Raw genomic sequence first — 16,431 nt, 5'->3', positions numbered from 1 at the left:
AGGCAGGAACCCGCGGGTTCCGCCCACCTGCTCGTCGCGAGTCTCGCCGGCCGCCACTGCCACGAAATCAGTGTGCCCGGTGAAGCCGAACACGGTGACCACGGGTCGGCGGATGCGTCTGGACCGACGACGACCTTAAGTTGTGCTGTTAGGGTCGAACGGGTTTCTGCGGGCATACCGCAGGTGAAGGAGGCACGGTTTGAACCGCGCAGTGGCGCTGCGGATTGCGGCGTGCGGGATCTTGGGGCTGGGTGCTGCCCTGTTGATCGCCGCGCTGTTGCTGTCCACCTACACCCATAGCAAGATCGCCAAGATCCCGCTGGACCTCGATGCCACGCTGATCAGCGACGGCAGCGGAATGGCCTTCGACCCGGCATCGCTGAACGCCGAGCGGTTCGTCGTCGACCGCGACGTGCCGATGGTCCAACAGGAGCAGCTCACGGTGGAGTCGCCGTCGAACGCCGACGTGGTGACGATGCAGGTGGGCTCCACGCTGCGCCGCACCGACAAACAGCAGGACGCGGGCCTGCTGTTGGCGCTGGTCGACACCGTGACCGTCAACCGCAGCACCGCCGAAGCGGTGTCCAGCGAGAGCAATCCTGGCGGCGCGGTGCAGAAGCCGCGCGCCATGGAGGACGACAAGCCGCCGACCAACATCGCGCTGCCACACGAGGGCCTGGCCTACCGGTTCCCGTTCGACACCGAGAAGAAGACCTACTCCGTCTTCGATCCGATCGCGCAGAAGGCGTTCGACGCCAACTACGACGGCGAAGAAGACGTCAACGGGTTGACCACCTACCGGTTCACCCAGAACGTCGGCTACGACTCCGACGGCAAGCTCGTCGAGCCGGTGAAGTACGCGTCGCTCTACGAGGACGACGCCGACAGCGAGGTCACCGCCCGCGCGGCGATGTGGGGTGTGCCCGGTGAACCCGACGAGCCGATCACGATGTCGCGGTACTACGCCGCGCAGCGCACCTTCTGGGTCGACCCCGTGTCGGGAACCATCGTCAAGAAAGACGAGCACGGCTACCACTACTACGCCCGCGATCCGCTCAAGCCCGAGGTCACGTTCGTCGACTTCAAGGTGACGTTCAACGAGGAGACCGTCGAGTCCCAGGTCGCCAGCGCGGGCGACGAGCGGGACCGGGTGGCGCTGTGGGGCCGCATCCTGCCGATCACCTTCACCGCGATGGGGCTGGTTCTGCTGGTCGGCGGCGCGCTGCTCGGCTCGTTCAGCCTGCGCGCAGAGTCCGCGCTGATCGACCCCGGTCTCGACGAGGCCGACCACGGGTTCTTCGACACCCAGGGCATCAAGGTTCCGGGCGCCGAAGCCAAAACCGAGAAGATCCCGACATCTCGACCGACCGACCTGCCCCCGGACAGACCGGTCTGATCGGGCGGTCGGTCGTCGGACCGGCCTACGCATTGGTGCTCGCGCTGGTGGTGACGGCGCCGCTGCTCGCACCCGGGTATCTGCTGTTGCGCGACGCGGTATCCACGCCGCGGTCCTACTTGTCCGACGCGGCGCTCGGCCTGTCCGAGGCCGCACCGCGGGCCCTTCCCCAGGACTTTTTCATGGCCGTGGTGTCGTCGGTGGTCGACGGCGGGGTGGTGGCCAAGGCGCTGCTGGTCGCGGGCCTGTGGCTGGCCGGCTGGGGCGCGGCGCGGTTGGCCGCCGCGCTGGTGCCCGAGTCGGGGCTCGCCGGTCAGTGCGTGGCCGTGACGGTCGCGGTGTGGAACCCGTATGTTGCCGAGCGGCTGCTGCAAGGGCACTGGAGCCTGCTCGTCGGCTACGGGTGCCTGCCGTGGGTCGCGACGGCCGTGCTGCAGATGCGGGAGTCGGCGCGGTGGGCTCCGGTGTGGGCGTTGGCGTTCTGGATGGCGCTGGCCGGGCTGACGCCCACGGGGTTGATGCTGGCGGCGACCGTCGCGCTCGTGGGTGTTTTCGCGCCCGGCGACGGGTGGGCGCGGTGGCGGTGTGCCGGCCTGGTGACGGCGATGACGGTCGTCGCGGCGCTGCCGTGGCTGGTCGCGGCGACGGTGTCGCGGTCGTTGGAGTCGTCGCAGGCCGACGGTGTCGTCGCGTTCGCCGCGCGCGCCGAACCGGGTCTGGCAACGCTGTTCAGCCTGGCCGGGTTGGGCGGCATCTGGAACGCTGACGCGGTACCGCCTTCGCGCACAACGCTTTTCGCGATCGTTGGCACCGCGGTACTGCTCGGTGTGGTCGCCCTCGGCTTACCGGTCGTGCTGCGTCGGCCCTCGGCCCTGCCCCTCGTGGTGCTCGCCGGGGCGGCCATCGTCCTGCCCGCGCTGATGGCCACCGGGCCGGGACTCAGTCTGCTCGAGGCGGCCATCCGCGCCTTTCCCGGCCTCGGGGTGGTCCGTGACGGGCAGAAGTGGGTGGCGCTGGCGATGCCCGGCTATGCGGTGGCCGGGGCGGCGGCGGTGGTCTTCGCGCGACGCTGGTTGCCGGCGGCGGGGACCGCGGCGCTCTGCTGCGTCGCGCTGATCGCGACGCTGCCGGACCTGGCGTGGGGGGTGGGCGGCCGAGTCGCGGCCGTGCAGTACCCGCCGGGATGGGCGAAGGTGGCCGCTCTGATCAACGAAGACCCGCGAACGGTCGCGGTGATGCCGATGGGCAGCATGCGCCGATTCGAGTGGGCGGGCGAGGCTCCGGTGCTCGATCCGCTGCCCCGGTGGGTGCGCGCCGACGTGTTGACCACCGGCGATCTGCAGATCGGCGAGCGGACCGTGTACGGGGAAGGTCAGCGTGCGCGCGACGTGCAGGAGATTCTCGTCGAGAGCGCCGACCGCCGACTGCTCGCCGATGCGGGCGTCGGATGGGTCGTGGTTGAATCCAGCGGCGTCGAAACGGGCGGCCCGACAACGCCTTTGCCGCTGCAGGTGGCCTACACTGATGACGACCTCACGCTGTATCGCGTCGGCGGATCATCTCCGCCGGCCGACGGCCGGGCCGTGGTGCTGGCCGCACACGGGGCGTGGCTGGCGATGCTTCTCGCCGGCGCGAGCCTGTCGCTGTTCGCGGCGATCGCTAGACGACGCCGCTGACGTACTGGCCGCGGTGCACCGATTCCAGCACCGTGCGCATCGCCTCGGCGCTCTGGCGCCAGGAGAACTCACCGCAGCGGACGTGCGCCTTGGCTCCGAGTTGCTCGCGCAGCACGTGATCGGACAGCAGTTCAGCCAAACCGTCGACCAGGCCGTCGAAGTCGTCGACCAACACTCCGGTCACACCGTCGACGATGGAATCGGTCAGCCCGCCGGACGACCGGTAGCCGATCGTGGGCACCGAATGCTGACCGGCCTCGATGACCGCCAGCGCCCAGCCCTCTTTGCGCGACGGCAGCACATGCACCCAGGCCTCTTGCAGCACACGGTGTTTCGCCTCGTCGTCGATGTGGCCGTGAAACGTCACCGCATCGGAGATGCCGAGGAGCGCGGCATGTTCGACAAGGCGCTGCTCCCACCAGCCGCCACCGACGACGTCGAGCGTCAGCCCCGGGAAGCGCGCCCGCAGCGCGGCGACAGCCTCGAGCGCGTCCTCGATCTGCTTGTGCGGCACCAGACGTGACAGCACCACGACCCGCGGCGCCGGCGCGCGCCGCGCGGACAACGTCGAGGCCGGCGCCTCGTCGAGCCCGTTGCGCACCACCGCGATCTGTCCCGGACGCACCCCCAGTGCGGCCAGGTCGCGCGACGATGGCAGCGACACCGTGACGTACTGGTTGCGCCGGTGCGCGCACGGCGAGAGCCTCGATTCGACGAACCAGCCGATTCGGCCCTTCACCGGTCCGGCCACCGGCCATTGCTCGCGGTGGCAGTGGTGCACGAGAACGGCGACGCGCCGACCGTAGGCCAGTCGCGCCATGAACGGGATGCCGTTCTGGGTGTCGATCACCACGTCGGGCCGCACACGCCGCAGCGGTCCGAGCCCGATGCGCGCCAACACCATGGCCAGCCCCGCCCAGATGTAGACCGTGTGGCGCCCGCCGCCGCGACTGATCCGGACCCCGTCGACGATCTCGCGACGCGCGGCGCCCGGGTAGCGCGCGGTGCGCAGCGTGACCTCGACACCTGAGGCGGCCAACTGCGCGCCGATGCGCTGCAGGTAGGCCTCGCTGCCGCCCCCCTGCGGGTGGCCGGTGTCGCGCCAGCACAGCAGCAGCACCGATCGGAGCGGACGGTCAGACATCGCCAACAGAGTAGTCCGACCGCGTCGCTGCGTAGGGTGCGGTCCATGCCAGTCACCGACCGGTTCGCCGAGCGCGCGACGCTGTCCCGGTCGCTGCGCCTGCTCGCGGAGTTCCGCTTCGAGCAGAACGACCCCGCGCGGTTCTACGGCGGGCTCGGCGGGGACACCGCCGATATGGTCGCCGACCTGTGGTTCGGCGCGGACGGATCGGCGCCGGCCGGCCGGATTGTGCTCGACGTCGGCGGTGGCCCGGGCTATTTCGCGGAAGCCTTTTCCGACAGGGGTTTTCGCTATATCGGCGTCGAGCCGGATCCGGGCGAGATGCATGCCGCGCCCGGAACGTCGACCGCGGCCACCTCTGTGCGGGCCTCGGGGATGGCATTGCCGTTCGCCGACGACAGCGTCGACATCTGCCTGTCGTCGAACGTCGCCGAACATGTGCGGCACCCGTGGCGGATGGGCGCCGAGATGCTGCGGGTGACCCGGCCCGGCGGGTTGGCGGTGCTGTCCTACACCGTCTGGCTGGGCCCGTTCGGCGGCCACGAAACCGGGCTGTGGCACTACCTCGGCGGCGCCCGCGCCGCGCGACGGTACACCCGCAGGCACGGTCATCCGCCGAAGAACGACTACGGCTCGTCACTGTTTGCGGTCAGCGCCGCCGACGGGCTCGAATGGGCGCGGAGCACGGGCGCTCTGGTGGCCGCATTTCCCCGCTACCACCCGCGATGGGCCTGGCCGCTGACGAAGGTGCCGGTGCTGCGGGAGTTCCTGGTGAGCAACCTGGTGCTGGTGCTGAGCCCCCCGACTGCAACAGGTTCTCGTTTTCCGCCGGGATAGGTAATGTGACGGCCATGACACAGAGCACCGCGTTTCGCACCGAATGGGACAAGCTGTTCATCGGCGGCAAGTGGGTCGAGCCGGCCACCTCGGATGTGATCGAGGTGCACTCGCCCGCCACCGGCGAGTTGGTGGGCAAGGTGCCGCTGGCGTCGGCCGCCGATGTCGACGCGGCCTGCGCCGCCGCCCGCAAGGCGTTCGACGAGGGTCCCTGGCCGCACAAGTCGCCGCAGGAGCGTGCCGCGGTGCTGTCGGCGGCGGTCAAGCTGATGGAGGAGCGCGGCGACGAGCTGAAGTTCCTGCTGGCCGCCGAGACCGGCCAGCCGCAGACCATCGTCGACATGATGCAGTACGGCGCCGCGATGTCGTCGTTCCAGTACTTCGCGGGGGCCGCGGACAAGTTCCCGTGGAAGGAGATCCGCGACGGTATCTACGGCCAGACCATGGTCGTGCGCGAGCCGATCGGCGTCGTCGGCGCCGTTACCGCGTGGAACGTGCCGTTCTTCCTGGCCGCCAACAAGCTCGGTCCGGCGCTGCTGGCCGGCTGCACCGTGGTGCTCAAGCCCGCCGCCGAGACGCCGCTGTCGGTGTTCGCGATGGCCGAGATGTTCGCCGAGGCCGGCCTGCCCGAAGGGGTGCTCTCGATCGTCCCGGGCGGACCGGAGACCGGTCGCGCGCTGACCGCCAACGACCAGATCGACAAGTACACGTTCACCGGCAGCTCCGCGGTCGGCAAGGAGATCGCCAAGATCGCCGCCGAGAAGCTCAAGCCGTGCACGCTCGAGCTCGGCGGTAAGTCCGCCGCGATCATCCTCGAGGACGCCGACCTGGATTCCACCCTGCCGATGCTCGGATTCTCGGGTGTGATGAACAGCGGGCAGGCCTGCGTCGCGCAGACGCGCATCCTGGCGCCCCGGTCGCGCTACGACGAGGTCGTCGAGAAGGTCGCCAACTTCATCGGCGCCATGCCGGTCGGCCTGCCCGACGACCCGAACGCCGCGATCGGCCCGCTGATCTCCGAGAAGCAGCGCGACCGTGTCGAGTCCTACATCAAGAAGGGCGTCGAAGAGGGTGCTCGCCTCGTCACCGGCGGCGGCCGCCCCGAGGGTCTGGACAACGGCTGGTTCGTTGAGCCGACCGTGTTCGCCGACGTCGACAACTCGATGACGATCGCCCAGGAGGAGATCTTCGGACCCGTGCTCGCGGTCATCCCTTACGAGACCGAAGAGGACGCGATCCGCATCGCCAACGATTCGGTGTACGGGTTGGCCGGCTCGGTGTGGACCACCGACAACAAGAAGGCGCTCGAGGTCGCGTCGAAGATCCGCACCGGCACGTATGCGGTCAACATGTACGCGTTCGACCCCGGGGCCCCGTTCGGCGGCTACAAGAACTCCGGCATCGGCCGCGAGAACGGCCCGGAGGGCATCGAGGCCTACGTCGAGCACAAGAGCGTGCTGCTGCCGTTCGGCTACACCCCCGAGGACTAGAACGCGCTCGCGCGAGGCGAATTCGGTCTGACAGCCGGCCGCGAGTCGCGCATGGTGGGCGTATGACGCAGCCGCCCGCGTTGCCCCTGCTGCTTGGCTCGCGCGCGGCCGAGGTACTGGCTGCGGCCGTCGACAATGCCGCCGCCGGGCAGTTGCAGGGCGTGCGGCCGACGGCAGTCCATGTGCAGCCGTCGGGCGCCGCGGCGGTGCGCTATGCCGCCGAGTTGCGCCGCGACGACGGCACCCGGGTTCCCGACATTCTCGTGGCGACGACCGGTGACGAGATCCCGGACGGGGCCGCGGTGGTCGCCGGACAGTATCGGGGCGCAGCGGTGGAGGTCGGCATCTGGCGCTGGCTGCACGACCCGGCGCTGCCGGCGCTAGCGGTAGCCGGCGACGGCACGAGGCTGGCCGAAGTGTTGCGCACCGCGGGACTGACATCGGCGGCCATGCTGCAACTGCGGTTACGGGCCTACCGGCCGGGTCATCGCGCGGTGCTCGAGGGCGTCGAACCGGGGACGGCCCCGCCGCGCACCTGGTTCGTCAAAGTGGTGCGACCGGCCGCGTTGGCGGCGCTGCGCGCCCGCCACGAGCTACTGAGCGCGGTGCTGCCGGTGCCCGCGGTGCTGACCGACACCCGTGACGGGCTGGTGGTGTTTCCGCGGGCCGACGGCACACCGTTGCGCGACCAACTGATGGCCGACGAACCGGTGCCCGGACCCGCGGCACTGGAGGCGGTGCTGGACGCCCTGCCGGGCGAGCTGCTGGATTTCCCAAAGCGGCGCTCGGCGCTGGAGCGGGTCGACACGTTCGCCGCGGTGCTGCGCCACACCGTCGAACCTGATGACCCGATGCTGGCCCGACTCGACGACGTCGTCGCACAGCTGAGTGACACCGTGGCGGATTCGAAAGAGACCGTCCCGGTGCACGGCGACTTCTACGAAGGACAGCTGCTGGCTGTCGGCGGGCGGATCAGCGGGGTGCTCGACGTCGACACCGCGGGGCCGGGCGTCCGTGCCGACGACTGGGCGACGCTGCTGGCGCATCTGCTGACAGCCGCGATGGCCAGCAACCACCCTGCGGTCCGGCGCTACGCCGACGCGGTGCGCGAACATGCGCGGCGCCGCGTCGAGCCCGCTGAACTGCGGCGACGTACCGCAGCGGCGTTGCTGGGACTGGCCACGGGGCCCTTCCGGCAGCAACGCCCGAACTGGGCCGAGCAAACCGCTGAACGTATCCGGTTGGCCGTCGACTGGCTGGCCGGCGGTGGATGAGAGATCGCTCATCTTCGGCTCCCGCAGCTTTAATCCTCGGGGGCGAGGCTGTGGTTGTCACGCCGGGAGACGGTGTCGACAACCAGAGCCAGAGAAGGAGAACGACATGCAGCAACGCCGGGACGCGTGGAAGGTGGTCACCCTCGGGGTCGCTTTGACCGGACTGGGCATCGCCGGTGCGGGCGTGGCGGGGGCCGACGGTTCGGCGCCCAACGCCGCGCCGGAATCGGCGGCGATCGGTGTCGAGGTACCCACGGCCGACACCACCCTGCTGGCGCTCGACGACAGCTGGGACGACAGCCCCGACACCAGTTGGGACGACAGCTTCTAAGCGATCGATCCCCTCCCCCACGGCGCCCGCCACCACTGCGGTGGCGGGCGTCGCCCATTCTCGAAAGCACTCCGCCGGCGACCTCCTCACGGCACTTCGGCAAGCCGGTATCCCATGCCGCGCAGCGTGACGAACCGTTCGGACCCGAGCTTGCGGCGCAGGTAACGGACATACACGTCGACGACGTTGGAGCCGGGGTCGAAGTCATAGCCCCAGACCCGGCTGAGTAACTGCTCGCGCGACAGCACCTGGCCGGGATGGCGCAGAAACGTTTCGGCGAGTGCGAATTCGCGAGCCGACAGCTCCACCACCTTGTCGCCGACGCGGGCGCGGCGGGTCCGCAGATCCAATTCCAGGCCGCCGTAGCGCAGGACGGTGAGCTCGGCGGGGCGTTCGGTCTGCAGCCGTAGGCGCACCCGGGCCAGCAACTCCTCGAACCGGAACGGCTTGGGCATGTAGTCGTCGGCGCCGCCCTCGAGGCCGGCCACGGTGTCCTGCACGCTGTCGCGGGCCGTCAACACGATCACCGGAATCTGGTTGCGGTCGGTACGCAACTGGCGCAGCACCTCGAACCCGTCGGTGCCGGGCAGCCCGATGTCGAGGATCAGCAGATCGAAGCCGCCGGTGGTGGCGTACTCGTAGGCCGTCGGGCCGTCCTCGACCACGGTCACCGTGAAACCGTTTGCGGTCAAGCCTTTTTGGACGAACGACGCGATGCGCGGTTCGTCTTCTGCGATCAGGATGCGGGCCATTTGTACCTCGGATCGATCGGAATGACGACGGTGAAGGTGGCGCCGCGCCCGGGGATGCTGTCCAACTGGACGTCTCCACCATGCGCAGCCGCGATCGCCCGCACGATCGACAGACCCAGCCCGGCCCCGTCGGAGCGCTGCCCGCCCGCGCCGCCGCGCGCGAAGCGCTCGAAGATCCGCCCCCGATCGGCGTCGCTGACCCCGGGTCCGGAGTCGGCGACCCAGAACCGCAGCAGCTGGCCGTCGACGCGGGAACCGACCCCGATCCAGTCGCCGTCGCCGGTATAGCGGCAGGCGTTGTCGGCGAGCGCCACCAACGCCTGGGTGATGCGCTGCGGGTCGACCAGTGCGGTGACCTCTGCCGCACCCTGCAGCGTGAAGTCGCGGTCGGCCAGCAGCGCCACCTTCTCGAAGGCCTCCCGCGTCAGCTCCGCCACGTTCACCCATTCGAGCCGCAGGAACGCCGGCTGCTCCGAACGCGCCAGCAACAGCAGGTCCGACACCATCCGATTCATCCGCTCCAACTCGTCGTCGACCAGCGCCACGGTCGAGGTGACATCGTCGGGGTCGGCGGGGTCGAGCACCTCGAGGTGGCCCCGCACAATCGTGATCGGGGTGCGCAGCTCATGGCCGGCGTCGTCGATGAACCGGCGTTGCGCCGACACCCCGGCCTCCACCCGGTCGAGCATGTCGTTGACCGTGCCGACCAGCGCGCCCAGCTCGTCGGAGCCGCGCGACGGGATTCGCCGTGACAAGTCGGTGTCGCTGATGGTGCGGGCGGTCTCGGCGACGTCGCGCAATGGACGCAGGATCCGGCCGGCCACCAACCACGCCGCCCCGACCGCGCCCAGCAGGGTGGCCCCGCCGACCAGAAGCGTCAGCCGGGCCACGTCGTCGGCGTAGGCGCGCTCGGCGTCGGCCAGGTACGCGGCCACGATCACCCCGTGTGACGGATCCCCGGCCAGTGACACCGGGATCGCGAGGTAGCGCACCTCACCCACCTCGGGATGCTCGTAGCGACCCTCGACGGGTTCGGTGACCGTCGCGACCAGGTCTACGAACGCGGCGTCGTCGGCCAGCACCTCCGGCGTGCCGGGTTCCTGGCGGCTCTGGGTGCGGTAGCTGCCGTCGACGTAGCCCAGGAACTTCTCGTTGGGTCGGGCGAGGTTGTAGGCGATCGCCTCGTCGATCACCTCGCGCACGCTGCGAAATGGTTCACCGGTGCGCGGGTTGATGCCAGGCATGGTCAGTTCGTTGAATTCGTTGACTTCAAACCGCAACGCCTCGTCCATCCGCGCGTCGGTGGCCGACACCAGAAGCCGCCAGGTCACCAGGGTCACGACCGCGAGCCCGAGCAGCATCAGCAGCAGGACCCAGCCCATGATCCGGGTCCGGGCTGCCGAGGGGTGCAGCCGGCTCCACGACGACCGCCGCTCAGTCGTCGTCGTCCCAGTCGTCGTCATGGTCTCCGTCGTCGTCCCCGTAGTCGTCATCGTCCCAGTCGCCAACGCTGGAGGGTGGGGGAACCCGCGCCGAGGTGACCGCCGGCGGAGGCGCGGGCAACCGGACGGACGGGTCTGCGGGCGCCAAGGTCTGGATTGGTACCGGCGCCGCGGGCGCTCCGGCCGGTGGGCCGGCGGGTGTTCCCGGAGGCAACCCGCGGGGCGGTTCGGCCTCGTCGCCGCGTTCGGCGGGCTGCACGACGATCGGGGCCAGGGGTTGCTGATCGGCCGGCTTGTTCACGGTGGCGTCGGCCACCGCCACGATGCCGGCCACCCCCAGCACGGCGAACATCATCATCAGCACTACACGCATGGACTCCACCCTGCGAGCCGGCGATGTTTCGGCCATGAGAGCCGGATGAGAACCTTCTCATCGGGCTCGCTCGCCGGGTCTGCTCAGAACGCTTCTTCCGGCACGTCCATGGCGTCCAGACCGATGGTCTCGATGATCCCTCGCGCGGCGGTCAACAGCGGCAACATGTGCTCGGCGAAGAAGTTCGCCGCCGCGACCTTGCCGGTGTAGAACGCCCGGTCGCTGTCGGAGACGTCGCCGTCGAGGGCCGCGAGCGCGATCTCGGCCTGGTGCAACAACAACCAGCCGATCACCAGGTCGCCGACGGCGAGCAGGAACGGCACCGATCCCAGGCCGATGCGGTACAACTCGCGCGGGTTCTCCTGCGCCGACACCAGGTATCCGGTCAGGGCCGCGACCATCGCCTGCACATCCTGCAGCGCGGTTGCCAACCTGGCGCGCCCGTCGGCGAGTTCTGCACGCGCGATGTCACTGCGGATGAACTCCTGGATCTGACCGGCCAAATGCGCCAGCGCCGCACCCTGGTCACGGGCGATCTTGCGGAAGAAGAAGTCCTGCGCCTGGATCGCGGTGGTGCCCTCGTAGAGGGAGTCGATCTTGGCGTCGCGAATGTACTGCTCGATCGGATAGTCCTGCAGGAAGCCCGAACCGCCGAACGTCTGTAGGGATTCGGTCAGGCACTGGTATGCCCGTTCCGACCCCACGCCCTTGACGATCGGCAGCAGCAGATCGTTGACGCGCCCGGCCATCTCGGCGTCGGCCCCGGAGACGATCTGCGCGACGGCGGGGTCCTGGTGGGCGGCGGTGTAGAGGTAGAGCGCACGCAGGCCCTCGGCATAGGACTTCTGCGTCAGCAGCGCGCGGCGCACATCCGGGTGGTGCAGGATGGTCACCCGCGGCGCGGTCTTGTCGGTCATCTGGGTCATGTCCGCGCCCTGCACGCGGGTCTTGGCGTAATCCAGCGCGTTGAGATAACCCGTCGACAACGTGGCAATCGCCTTGGTGCCCACCATCATCCGGGCGTACTCGATGACCTTGAACATCTGGGCGATGCCGTTGTGGGAGTCGTTGACCAGCCACCCGACGGCCGGCACACCATGTTGACCGAAGGTCAGCTCGCACGTCGCCGACACCTTCAGCCCCATCTTGTGCTCGACGTTGGTGACGAAGACGCCGTTGCGCTCGCCGAGCTCACCGGTCTCGGGGTGGAAGTGGAACTTCGGCACGAAGAACAGGGACAGACCCTTGGTGCCCGGGCCTGCGCCCTCGGGGCGGGCCAGCACGAGATGCACGATGTTCTCGAACAGGTTGCCGGCGTCGCCGTTGGTGATGAACCTCTTCACCCCGTCGAGATGCCATGTGCCGTCGGGCTGTTGGACGGCCTTGGTGCGGCCGGCTCCCACGTCGGAACCGGCGTCGGGTTCGGTCAGGACCATCGTCGCGCACCAGTCGCGTTCCACCATCAGCGCGGCCCAGTGTCGCTGCTGTTCGTTGCCGATGCCGTAGAGGATGTCTGCCATCTTCGATCCGGCCTGGTAGATGAAGACCGCCGGATTGCCGCCGAGGACGAACTCGTTGATCGCCCACTCCACGGCGGCCGGTGCCGCCACCCCGCCGATGTCCTCGGCCATCCCGACGCGGAACCACTCGCCTTGCTGCCAGGCCCGAAATGACTTCTTGAACGGCTCGGGCAGGGTCACCTCATGGGTGGCCGTATCGAACGTGGGCGGGTGCCGGTCGGATTCGGCGAACGACTCGGCGAGCGGCCCCTCGGCCTGACGGGCCGCTTCGTCGAGCATCTGGCGCACCGAATCGCCGTCCAGTTCGCCGAACTCACCGGTCGCCAGCGCCTTGTCGAGACCCAGCACCTCGAAGAGGTTGAACTCCAGATCCCGCACATTGCTTCTGTAGTGGCTCATGACGAGCGCCTTTCGTTCGCGTGGACCGAGCGTAGCCGTCCGATCCAGCCGCGACCTGCACTTCAGCTCAGGTCACCATGCCGGTTCAAATTATGGTCTCGTACATAGTCAACGGTTGCGGCGCCGTCCGGGCGGCCGACACCAGTACGGGGATCTAGCTGGGACTATTAGACCGAGCTATGTGATGCGGAATACATTTGTTGCTCTTGTGTGTTGCGCGTTTTATGCTCGATGTCATACCAGGGAGGCACCCGATGTGGGTCATTGAAGTCAACGTCGCCGGATACCGGTTCACCCATCGCGTGCACGATCGTCGGATCTTTCGACTCAGCCCCCGTACGCTCGGTTGGCGCCCGGCGCAACTGCGTCGCACGCCCGCAGCTTGACCGCCCCATTGGAGGTTGACCTGTCTTCCGTCGCCACCAAGACCGTCAACAAGCGCGGTTCGACGCGCACCAAGATGTTGGTCGCCGCCGCCGAAGTGCTGCGGGAGCGCGGCGCGGCCGGCGTCACGATCGACGAAGTGCTCGCCCGCAGCGGCGCGCCACGCGGGTCGGTGTACTACCACTTCCCCGGGGGCCGCAACCAGATCCTGCGCGAGGCGCTGACCTTCGCCGGTGATGCGATCACCAAGGAGATCGACGACGCGGCCGCCAAGGGTGGGATGCATCTGGTCCGCAACTTCGTGGCGTTCTGGGAAGAACTGCTCGTCGAAAGCGACTTCGTGGCCGGCTGCCCGGTGGTGGCGGCGGCGATCGGTTCGGCGGCCGAGGAGCCGCAGCTGACCACCGTGGCGGGCAGCATCTTCGGCCACTGGCGCGACGCGCTCACCCGCGCGTTCGTCTCCGACGGTTTCGACGAATCCGACGCGGCCTCCCTTGCGATCACCTGCATCGCGGCACTCGAGGGCGCGGTGGTGCTGTGCCGCTCGACGCGCTCGGTCGACCCGCTCCACGACGTCGCCGCACAAGTCGAATTCCTGATCAGGTCACGCGATTTCATCCGCCGCTACGGTGTGCCCGACCGCAACTGAACCGAGCGCCACCGCGCGCAGACGAAGTCCCGGTTCACCGCCGCCTCGACGAGTTGCCACTCCGAGCGGACCGGCAGCACCGGCGAACCCGCACCGAGCGAGCACGGCGCGTAGCTGACGATCATCTCGTCGATGAGTCCCGCCTCGACGAACTGTCGGGCGGCATCGCCTCCACCGACCACCCACACGTCCTTGTCCGCCGCGGCTGCGAGCAACTCCGGATGGAGATCGGCGACGTCGCCGGCGAACGTCCGCACGTCGTGTCCGCGCTCGACGATGTGCGGACGCCGCGTCAGCACCCACGACGGCTGCTCGTACATCCAGTCACCCGGCTCATTGCGCACGATCCATTCGTAGGTCGCCGAACCCATCACCACGGCACCGATCGTGGCGATGAACTCGTCGTAATGGAACGGTCCGTTCCGGTCGATGTCGCGTGATGTCAGCCAGTCCAGGCTGTCGTGCTCGTCGACGATGAAACCGTCCAAACTGGACGCCGTGTAGTAGACCGTCGCCAAATCAGTTGCCCCTCATCCATTCCAACGGATCGCCGCAGTGCGTGTCGATACCGTGGCGGGCCAGCATCGTCCGGGCCAGCGCGCGCCGGTGAGCCGCGTACTGCAGAACGTGGGCGACGATGCCGTACAACTGGAACGACTCGGGCGGATCACACAGCGCGTCAATGACGGTGTCCCCCATCCGGCCGTCGGCGGCATACTCGGAAACCATTGTCGTCCAGCGCTTTGCGATGTCGTCGTGATGCCGGGCCAACTGCGCGGCCGTGGTGGTCGCGGGCAGGGTGGCCGAGCGGTCCGGGAAATCGCGGCCTTCGATCGTGGCCAACCACACCTGCTTGGTCCACACGATCGCACCGAGCACAGCTCCGACGCTGGGCTCGGGACCGTCCCAGTCGAGAACCACCTGCCCGGGCGAGATCTCTTCTCGCCATTGGTCTTCGGTCAAGCCGCTCGCGCGGTCCAGGAGATACGCGGTGTCGGCGACGTCATGCGCCACCATCAACACAGAGATGTCGGGCTCCTTCGTGTCCCCCGCGTTGTCGAGCCACAGCGAATGCGGCGGGTGGAAGTGAAGACCGTTGGGTGCGGTGACCCTGAACTCGACGTCGGCGGCCCTCGACGGCGGCACACCGAAGGTGCGCCGGAAGGCGCGCGAGAACACCTCGACCGACGACCACCCCTCGTCGGCCGCGACGGCAGACACGCGCTCACCCTGCTGCAACCGCCATGCCGCACGTTCGAGCATGATGCGGCGGCGCATGGCCGCGGGCGACTCGCCGGTCAGGCGGCGCACTTCCCGCGAGAAGTGGAATTCGGAGGCGTGGGTGCTGCGGGCCATGCTGTCCACCCCGCTGTTGGGTTCGGCGACGACCGCGTCGAGCAGTTCCCGTAGGCGGTCGCGGCGCGGTTCGGTGGTCACGAACACCGAGTATGGTCGCGCCGCCAGCGAAAGAACATGACGATTCCTGCTGCGTTCAGCTGTCGAGCACCTCGTGAATCCGAGCCTCGATATCACGGTGATCGCCCAGGTCGGTCAGGTCGATGCCGAAGCGGCCGGTCAGTTCGGCGAGGACATCGGCGGCCGTGTCGAGGCGCACTCGTTCCGTGCCTCCCCCGCTGTGGACGGCCAAGTTGCGGCCGCGCAGATTCCACCTGGCGTCGTCGGTGACCAGTGCCACCGACAGGCCGGTGACAAATCCCGATTCGGGAAACGTTGACACGTACCAACTTCCGACCTGCAGATCGATCTGTGGCCGCGGGCGGGTCTCGAACGTGTACAGCGGCTGCCACTGCCCGCGGATCTCGGCCTCCAACAGGAAGCCGTCATCGTGGTCGCGCAGCCGGTAGGGCTCGTGGCGCGTCGCCTGCACGGGACCGGCTTCGAGCCGGATCGGCGACGACAGCGTCTGCCCACCGAACCCCACGTCGATCAACCACGGTCCGTCTTCTGCCGGGACGCGCACCGACAGCACCTGATGCGTCTGCGCGGGCAGCGCGCCCGACTGGTTCATCCACACCACCCGGCCCGCCAGCCGCTGCACGCCGTAGCCCAGCGCCTCGAGCACGTAGTAGGCGGCCACGTCGAGCGAAGCCGTCACGTCGGTTGCCATGCCCACATCTTGCGGTCTGAACCGCACTTCAGGTCAACGGATGCCGCGGGATGGCGCGCCGAACGTGTGCACGGGGGATTATGGCTTGCCGCGGGCCGGCGTCTGGTTCGCGACGCCGTGCCGAAGCGGCGTGTTGGGCTGCGCGGCCGTCGACTCCTGCACGGGCGAACCGCCCGCCGCACCGCTCACCTCGGGCGCGCTGCTCGGGTCACCGGACGACGGCTCGGCACCATGGGTCAGCTCCTTGAGCCGCGCATGCAGCACCTCGAGCACCGGGATGCGGTTGCCGTGCTCGGTCTCGTGATCGAACACCGCCCGCAACTGGGGTTCGTCGAGCGCACGGATGCGGTGCCGCAACTCGGTCAGCGGCAGCTGGTCGTAGTCGGTGATCGGCAGGTCGTCGCTCTGCGCCATGCGCTGTCTCCTTAAAGGTGGGGTAGGCCGTCGGCCGGCGAGGGGATCGCTGTCCCCGGCCCGTCGGCGCGTCCGCGGTACCGGACGATCACCGCGGCGACCGCTCCGATACCTACGAGCGCCAACATCGGCCACATCGCGGCCTGCATCAACCACACTCGTCGCTGCACCTTGAAGATGCGCTTCTGCGCGGATCGCGCTCGGGACAACGTTTCCACGCCT

General features: G+C 68.9%; 16 protein-coding genes and 1 pseudogene. 7 read left to right on the top strand and 10 right to left on the bottom strand.

Features of this window, described 5'->3' with window-relative positions:
- Window positions 1–199 precede the first annotated feature (199 nt).
- Window positions 200–1,396 carry a cell envelope lipid trafficking protein PgfA gene (pgfA, locus tag AU198_RS16365; RefSeq protein WP_064349257.1) on the top strand — a complete coding sequence of 399 codons (1,197 nt, stop codon included), beginning with the start codon at window positions 200–202 and terminating at the stop codon, window positions 1,394–1,396.
- A 35-nt stretch (window positions 1,397–1,431) separates the two neighbouring features.
- Window positions 1,432–3,072: an MmpA family trehalose lipid delivery protein gene (locus AU198_RS16360; protein WP_231744689.1), complete on the top strand. Its 1,641-nt coding sequence runs from the start codon at window positions 1,432–1,434 to the stop codon at window positions 3,070–3,072.
- On the opposite strand, the gene AU198_RS16355 is transcribed toward AU198_RS16360, so the two are convergent.
- Window positions 3,056–4,216: a glycosyltransferase family 4 protein gene (locus AU198_RS16355; protein WP_064349255.1), complete on the bottom strand. Its 1,161-nt coding sequence runs from the start codon at window positions 4,214–4,216 to the stop codon at window positions 3,056–3,058. The two genes, AU198_RS16360 and AU198_RS16355, sit on opposite strands and share 17 nt — an antisense overlap.
- Window positions 4,217–4,261: 45 nt before the next feature.
- Between AU198_RS16355 and AU198_RS16350 the strand changes: the two genes are divergently transcribed.
- The 4 genes from AU198_RS16350 (at window position 4,262) to AU198_RS16335 (ending at window position 8,148) form a co-directional block, all read left to right on the top strand.
- Window positions 4,262–5,053 (top strand): class I SAM-dependent methyltransferase, encoded by a 792-nt coding sequence (locus AU198_RS16350; protein WP_064349253.1) that lies wholly within the window; start codon window positions 4,262–4,264, stop codon window positions 5,051–5,053.
- A gap of 14 nt (window positions 5,054–5,067) precedes the next feature.
- A complete protein-coding gene (locus AU198_RS16345; RefSeq protein WP_064349251.1) occupies window positions 5,068–6,543 on the top strand; it encodes an aldehyde dehydrogenase in 1,476 nt (491 codons plus the stop codon).
- Window positions 6,544–6,605: 62 nt separating this feature from the next.
- Window positions 6,606–7,817, top strand: a complete 1,212-nt coding sequence (locus tag AU198_RS16340) for a phosphotransferase family protein (protein ID WP_064349249.1) — start codon at window positions 6,606–6,608, stop codon at window positions 7,815–7,817.
- 106 nt (window positions 7,818–7,923) lie between these two features.
- A complete protein-coding gene (locus tag AU198_RS16335) occupies window positions 7,924–8,148 on the top strand; it encodes a hypothetical protein (RefSeq protein ID WP_064349247.1) in 225 nt (74 codons plus the stop codon).
- An 86-nt stretch (window positions 8,149–8,234) separates the two neighbouring features.
- Here AU198_RS16335 and AU198_RS16330 read toward each other — a convergent pair whose 3' ends face one another.
- From AU198_RS16330 to AU198_RS16315, 4 genes are all read right to left on the bottom strand, one after another.
- On the bottom strand, window positions 8,235–8,900 hold the full coding sequence (locus AU198_RS16330; RefSeq protein ID WP_064349244.1) for a response regulator transcription factor: 666 nt from the start codon (window positions 8,898–8,900) through the stop codon (window positions 8,235–8,237).
- Complete coding sequence (locus AU198_RS16325) at window positions 8,885–10,363, bottom strand: sensor histidine kinase (RefSeq protein ID WP_082691059.1); 1,479 nt, start codon at window positions 10,361–10,363, stop codon at window positions 8,885–8,887. The genes AU198_RS16330 and AU198_RS16325 overlap by 16 nt, the downstream gene beginning before the upstream one ends.
- On the bottom strand, window positions 10,335–10,715 hold the full coding sequence (locus AU198_RS16320; protein WP_156431631.1) for a hypothetical protein: 381 nt from the start codon (window positions 10,713–10,715) through the stop codon (window positions 10,335–10,337). Before AU198_RS16320 ends, AU198_RS16325 begins: the two co-directional genes overlap by 29 nt.
- Window positions 10,716–10,798: 83 nt before the next feature.
- Window positions 10,799–12,634 (bottom strand): acyl-CoA dehydrogenase, encoded by a 1,836-nt coding sequence (locus AU198_RS16315; RefSeq protein ID WP_064349240.1) that lies wholly within the window; start codon window positions 12,632–12,634, stop codon window positions 10,799–10,801.
- Between the two features lie 460 nt (window positions 12,635–13,094).
- Between AU198_RS16315 and AU198_RS16310 the strand changes: the two genes are divergently transcribed.
- The gene (locus AU198_RS16310; protein WP_064349477.1) at window positions 13,095–13,667 is read left to right on the top strand and encodes a TetR/AcrR family transcriptional regulator; all 573 of its coding nucleotides are present in this window, start codon (window positions 13,095–13,097) and stop codon (window positions 13,665–13,667) included.
- Here the strand turns inward: AU198_RS16310 and AU198_RS16305 are convergent.
- The 5 genes and pseudogenes from AU198_RS16305 to AU198_RS16285 all read right to left on the bottom strand — a co-directional run bounded on the left by AU198_RS16305 (window position 13,643) and on the right by AU198_RS16285 (window position 16,427).
- Window positions 13,643–14,185 (bottom strand): dihydrofolate reductase family protein, encoded by a 543-nt coding sequence (locus AU198_RS16305; protein ID WP_064349237.1) that lies wholly within the window; start codon window positions 14,183–14,185, stop codon window positions 13,643–13,645. The genes AU198_RS16310 and AU198_RS16305 overlap by 25 nt on opposite strands.
- 1 nt (window position 14,186) lies before the next feature.
- A complete protein-coding gene (locus tag AU198_RS16300) occupies window positions 14,187–15,110 on the bottom strand; it encodes a helix-turn-helix domain-containing protein (RefSeq protein ID WP_082691058.1) in 924 nt (307 codons plus the stop codon).
- Between the two features lie 49 nt (window positions 15,111–15,159).
- A pseudogene (locus tag AU198_RS16295) lies at window positions 15,160–15,753 on the bottom strand (arylamine N-acetyltransferase family protein); the annotation flags it as partial.
- A gap of 120 nt (window positions 15,754–15,873) precedes the next feature.
- Complete coding sequence (locus AU198_RS16290; RefSeq protein WP_064349236.1) at window positions 15,874–16,209, bottom strand: DUF8129 domain-containing protein; 336 nt, start codon at window positions 16,207–16,209, stop codon at window positions 15,874–15,876.
- An 11-nt stretch (window positions 16,210–16,220) separates the two neighbouring features.
- A complete protein-coding gene (locus AU198_RS16285; RefSeq protein ID WP_064349235.1) occupies window positions 16,221–16,427 on the bottom strand; it encodes a hypothetical protein in 207 nt (68 codons plus the stop codon).
- Window positions 16,428–16,431 lie beyond the last annotated feature (4 nt).

The organism is Mycobacterium sp. GA-1199, assembly GCF_001500045.1.
Classification (GTDB): domain Bacteria; phylum Actinomycetota; class Actinomycetes; order Mycobacteriales; family Mycobacteriaceae; genus Mycobacterium.
This window is presented reverse-complemented; position numbering and strand designations above follow the sequence as displayed.

Bases quoted from the DNA above. Each gene is read 5' to 3' on its own strand.
- AU198_RS16355 (WP_064349255.1), bottom strand. From the start codon at position 4,216: ATGTCTGACCGTCCGCTCCGATCGGTGCTGCTGCTGTGCTGGCGCGAC.
- AU198_RS16350 (WP_064349253.1), top strand. From the start codon at position 4,262: ATGCCAGTCACCGACCGGTTCGCCGAGCGCGCGACGCTGTCCCGGTCG.
- AU198_RS16345 (WP_064349251.1), top strand. From the start codon at position 5,068: ATGACACAGAGCACCGCGTTTCGCACCGAATGGGACAAGCTGTTCATC.
- AU198_RS16340 (WP_064349249.1), top strand. From the start codon at position 6,606: ATGACGCAGCCGCCCGCGTTGCCCCTGCTGCTTGGCTCGCGCGCGGCC.
- AU198_RS16335 (WP_064349247.1), top strand. From the start codon at position 7,924: ATGCAGCAACGCCGGGACGCGTGGAAGGTGGTCACCCTCGGGGTCGCT.
- AU198_RS16330 (WP_064349244.1), bottom strand. From the start codon at position 8,900: ATGGCCCGCATCCTGATCGCAGAAGACGAACCGCGCATCGCGTCGTTC.
- AU198_RS16325 (WP_082691059.1), bottom strand. From the start codon at position 10,363: ATGACGACGACTGGGACGACGACGACTGAGCGGCGGTCGTCGTGGAGC.
- AU198_RS16320 (WP_156431631.1), bottom strand. From the start codon at position 10,715: ATGCGTGTAGTGCTGATGATGATGTTCGCCGTGCTGGGGGTGGCCGGC.
- AU198_RS16315 (WP_064349240.1), bottom strand. From the start codon at position 12,634: ATGAGCCACTACAGAAGCAATGTGCGGGATCTGGAGTTCAACCTCTTC.
- AU198_RS16310 (WP_064349477.1), top strand. From the start codon at position 13,095: ATGTTGGTCGCCGCCGCCGAAGTGCTGCGGGAGCGCGGCGCGGCCGGC.
- AU198_RS16290 (WP_064349236.1), bottom strand. From the start codon at position 16,209: ATGGCGCAGAGCGACGACCTGCCGATCACCGACTACGACCAGCTGCCG.